Annotated in this window: 3 protein-coding genes; 1 reads left to right on the top strand and 2 read right to left on the bottom strand. The window is 63.9% G+C overall.

Annotated features, from left to right (window positions below; translation table 11 throughout):
- Together ACZO3G_RS09170 and spoVG are read right to left on the bottom strand one after the other, a co-directional pair.
- Positions 1–772 (bottom strand): D-alanyl-D-alanine carboxypeptidase family protein (locus tag ACZO3G_RS09170; RefSeq protein ID WP_486847091.1); only part of this gene is annotated, 772 nt, incomplete at its 3' end.
- Positions 773–941: 169 nt separating this feature from the next.
- Positions 942–1,259, bottom strand: a complete 318-nt coding sequence (gene spoVG / locus ACZO3G_RS09165) for a septation regulator SpoVG (RefSeq protein ID WP_101549856.1) — start codon at positions 1,257–1,259, stop codon at positions 942–944.
- 191 nt (positions 1,260–1,450) lie between these two features.
- On the opposite strand from spoVG, the gene murC reads away from it, so the two are divergent.
- Positions 1,451–2,812, top strand: a complete 1,362-nt coding sequence (gene murC / locus ACZO3G_RS09160) for a UDP-N-acetylmuramate--L-alanine ligase (protein WP_276874214.1) — start codon at positions 1,451–1,453, stop codon at positions 2,810–2,812.
- Positions 2,813–3,652 lie beyond the last annotated feature (840 nt).

Below are 3,652 nucleotides of genomic sequence, written 5' to 3'. Positions count from 1 at the left end.
GCACGATGCAGATGAGGGTCACGCCGCCCCGCTCGGCAAGCGTGACCAGCGTGTGGCCGGACTCCTCCGTCCAGCCCACCTTGCCCGCGAACGCGCCGGGATAGGTGTCGTTCAGCGTGAACATATAGTTGCGGTTGTTGAGCCGCCGGGTCTCCGCCTGCTTGTTGGTGGGAGGGATCTCATAGTGGGTGGTGCCCGCCAGCGTGCGGAACTCCGGATGGCCATAGGCCTCCCGCGTGATGACCGCCATGTCCCGCGCCGAGGTGTAGTGCGCCGTGTTCGGCAGGCCGTTGGCGTTTACAAAGTTCGTGTTCTGAAGGCCGAGCTCGGCGGCGCGGCTGTTCATCCGCCGCGCGAACGCCTCGAGCGAGCCGGCCAGATGGACGGCGAGCCCGTTGGCCGCGTCGTTGGCCGACTCGACCATCATCGCGTATTCCAGCTGCTCGACGGTGAGCTGCTCGCCCCCCGTCAGCGCGATGTGGGTGGTGTCGCGCGGGACCGCGAAGACCGCCTCGTCGGTCATCGTCACCACGTCGTCCGGCTGCGCCTCCTCCATCGCGATCAGGCAGGTCATGAGCTTGGTGATGCTCGCCGGATACATTTTTTTGTCGGGATTCTTCTGGTAGAGCACCTGCCCGGTGTCCGCGTCCACCAGGATCGCCGCCTCCGCGTAGAGGGTCGGCGGCTGCCCGGGATTCTGTTCGGCCGAAGCCGGGAGGGAGAGGGGCAGCGCAATGAGCAGCGCCGCCAGCAGGGTCAGGAACTTTCGCATGGCCACCTCGTCGTAATCAAGAATTCGCGGCAGGGCCGCGGGAAACCGTCTGTGGATTATTTTAACACAAAATCCGACGGGGTTTGCGTGCGGCGCGCAAAAATTCACAGATGCTTAACAAATGCCGCGGACGGCAAAAATACCGCCCCGCGTTTCCGCGGGGCGGTATTCATTCACCGGCTTCCTGGCCGGCGTGCAGGTGCTCCTCGAGCTGCTGGGCGCCCTGCTGCGCCGCGAGGTGCTCCTGGTAGGCGGAGAGGATCGCGTCCTCGAGCTGGCGGCGGGCGGCGGTCGTGATCGGGTGGGCGATGTCCCGGAAGGCGCCGCTGTCGTCCCTGCGGCTGGGCATCGCCACAAAGAGGCGTTCCGGGCCCTCGATGACCTTGATGTCGTGGACGGCGAGCTCTCCATCGATCGTCACGGATACCAGCGCGCGCAGGCGGGTATCCTGATAGGTACGGCGGATTTTGATATCGGTGATCTGCATGGTGAATTTCCTCCTCGGGTTTTGTCAAAGATGCTATCGATAGTATTCGGCGGTTTTCCAAAAGTTATGCACCACGCCCTGGCGCACTTGAATTTTTCACCAATCCGTCCTATACTACATACAAGTAAAATATCCAAGCAAATTTGACGGGAAAGGCTCGCTGCCTTTCCTTTTTGGAGTTGAAAGCGCGCATGTTCGACGGAAGCCTCCTGAAAACGGTAAAGCACATCCATTTTATCGGCATCGGCGGGTCGGGAATGTTCCCCATCGTGCAGATTCTGCACGCGCAGGGCTATTTCATCACCGGCTCCGACAACAACGAATCCGACACCGTCTCGCTCGAACGCAGCATGGGCATCCCGGTCACGCTCGGCCAGCGCGCCGAAAACATCGACGGCGCGGACCTCATCATCTACACCGCCGCGATCATGGCCGACAACCCCGAGCTGATCGCCGCGAAAAAAAGCGGGGTCCCCACCGTCGAACGCGCGGAGATCCTCGGCTACCTCACGAGCCTCTACCACGAGTGCATCTGCGTCTGCGGCACCCACGGCAAGACCACCACCACCGCCATGCTCACCCAGATTCTGCTCGGCGCGGGCCTCGACCCGACGGCGGTCATCGGCGGCAAGCTGCCGGCCATCGGCGGCAACGGCCGCGTGGGGGAAAGCGGCGTCATGGTGTGCGAGGCGTGCGAGTTCAACGACCACTTCCTCCAGCTCGATCCCGACGTGGCGGTCATCCTCAACGTCGACGCCGACCACCTCGAGTATTTCGGCACGATCGAAAACATCGTCAAATCCTTCCGCATCTTCGCCGGGATGGCGAAAAAGGCCGTCATCGTCAACGGCAGCGACGAAAACTCGATGAAGGCGGTCTCCAGCGTCACGGGCAAGGAGATTATCACCTTCGGCTGGGAGGAGAGCTGCGACTACTCCCCCGCCGGCATTGTCCATGAGGGGGCCGTCTCCACCTTCGACCTGCTCCATCACGGAAAGCCGCTCGGCCGCTTTACCATCCATGTGCCCGGGCGTCACAACATCCTCAACGCCGTTGCCGCGATCGCCGCCGCCATCCATGCGGGCGCGCCCGTTTCCGCGATCGCCGAGCACCTCGCGAAGTTCCGCGGGGCGGGGCGGCGGTTTGAAATCCTCGGTGCCGTGAACGGGGTCACAATCGCGGACGACTATGCCCACCATCCCGCCGAACTGGCCGCGACCCTCCGCGCCGCCAAGGAGCTTCCCTTCCGCGAGGTGTGGGCGGTCTTTCAGCCGTTCACCTATTCGCGCACCCAAATGCTGATGGACGACTTCGCGCTTGCCCTCGCCCTCGCCGACCATGTGGTCATGTCCGAGATCATGGGCAGCCGCGAGAAGAACACCTACGGCGTCTACACCAGCCAGCTCGCCGAAAAAATCCCCGGCTCGGTTTGGTTCCCCGCGTTCCCCGAGATCGCCAGGTACGTCATGGCCAACGCCAAGCCGGGCGACCTCGTTCTCACCCTCGGATGCGGTGACGTCTACAAATGCGCCAAGCTCATGCTGCAAAAATAGGTTTATCTGGAAAAGGGCCCACCGGCATCGCCGGTGGGCCCTTTTGGGTTTGCCGCTCATGAAGCGGCACGGTTTGTCGGTAGTCGGCCAACGGCGGCCTTAGATTGTCCGCTCGGCGAGCGGCGGAGCTGCCGGGTCCCGCCCCGGGGTGGGCTTAGATTTGTCGCTCATCGAACGGCGCAGTTTGTCGGTAGTCGACCGACGGCGGCCTTAGATTGTCCGCTCGGCGAGCGGCGGAGCTGCCGGGTCCCGCCCCGGGGTGGGCTTAGATTTTCCGCTCATCGAGCGGCGCAGTTTGTCGGTGGTCGACCGACAGCGAGTTCCTTTCTTGCTTGCCCAAGAAAGGAACCAAAGAAGGGCACGAGGGGCTGCGCCCCTGCGACCCCAACGCCGCCTCCTGTTGGCCTGCGGCCAAAGTCGGCGGCGCCCTCTTCACGGATCAGCGGACGGGTGTACAGCATCCCGCCAGCCGCCGCGCCGCGGGCGCAATGCCTCTGCCGGCGAGTCTCCGGAACCGTACCGAAAGTGCATTCGGGGAGACACGTCCGCTTTTGCGTGGCGCGCAGCGCCCACGCGGAGGCGGAAAACTGCGCGGCGAAGCCGCGCACGCGCGCAGGGCGCGCGAACGCCCGGAACGGGCGTTGTTTTCCGCCGCGAGTCCTCGGCGAGCCTTCTGGCAGCCATTGTTGGGGGTGCCCGCAACCTGAATTGAGCCTTCAGCTGGTGTACCCGTGGGGAGTGACGGTAACCTGCGGGTTATGGCAAGGTACTCCCGGGGGTTTCTCAAGGGGACTGGCGGAAGTCCCCTTGAGCGCCCTTCTTCCGCCGACTTCTTGGGCG

Source organism: Anaerotruncus sp., from assembly GCF_057433415.1.
Note: the sequence above shows the minus strand (reverse complement) of the source record. Positions and strands in the feature narration are given on the sequence as shown.